The sequence below is a fragment of the Acinetobacter sp. CY05 genome, from assembly GCF_059515805.1.
Genome location: NZ_JCAKMW010000058.1, coordinates 1 through 889, shown reverse-complemented (window position 1 = coordinate 889; position 889 = coordinate 1). Strand labels below are relative to the sequence as shown.

At 51.0% G+C, this 889-nt stretch carries 1 protein-coding gene; it reads right to left on the bottom strand.

Translation table 11 applies throughout. The features are described 5' to 3' along the window. A partial coding sequence (locus AC5YCD_RS15730) for a GA-like domain-containing protein (RefSeq protein ID WP_496130885.1) occupies nt 1-889 on the bottom strand: 889 nt, incomplete at both ends.

Here is an 889-nt window from a genome sequence, read left to right as displayed (position 1 = left end):
CACCATCAGCATCGCCATCAGCATCGCCGTCCGCGTCGCCATCAGCATCGCCGTCTGCGTCGCCATCAGCATCGCCATCTGCGTCGCCATCAGCATCGCCGTCCGCGTCACCATCAGCATCGCCGTCTGCGTCACCATCAGCATCGCCGTCCGCGTCGCCATCAGCATCGCCGTCTGCGTCGCCATCAGCATCGCCATCTGCGTCGCCATCTGCGTCGCCGTCCGCGTCGCCGTCCGCGTCGCCATCAGCATCGCCATCAGCATCGCCGTCCGCGTCGCCATCTGCGTCGCCGTCCGCGTCAGAATCTGTATCACCAATATCAGGGACAGTGATCAACTCTAAAGCATTTAAGCGATCTTGAAAGCCATCCTGGGGTGTACCAGATGGTAGAGAACTTATTGCTTGTTGTGCAATATCCTTAGCCGCTTGCGCTTCATCAACTAATTGTTGAATGGCTTGACGCTCTTCAGGAGTAATATATTCATCTTCTTCAGCTGCATTTAAGGCATTTAAGGCAGCTTGATGTTTGTCTTCTGCATCTTTTACAAGTGCTTCAGGGTCATTAACTGGCGGTACCACAAGGTCTTCTAGTTCATCTATACGATCTTGTAGACCAGACTTGTCTTCACTCTCAGGTAGGTTATTGACCGCATCTTGAGCTGCGTCTTCTGCATCTTTCGCTGCATCAACTGCATCTTGAATCGCTTGTTGCTCTTCAGGTATGATTAGACCGTCTTCTTGCGCATCAGCGATGATATCTTCTGCTGCTTGATGTTTGTCTTCTGCATCTTTTACAAGTGCTTCAGCTTCATCAATTGCATCATCTTTACCATTGCCATCTTGGTCATTAACCGGTGGTACAACAAGTGGTTCTAAAGTATCTAAACG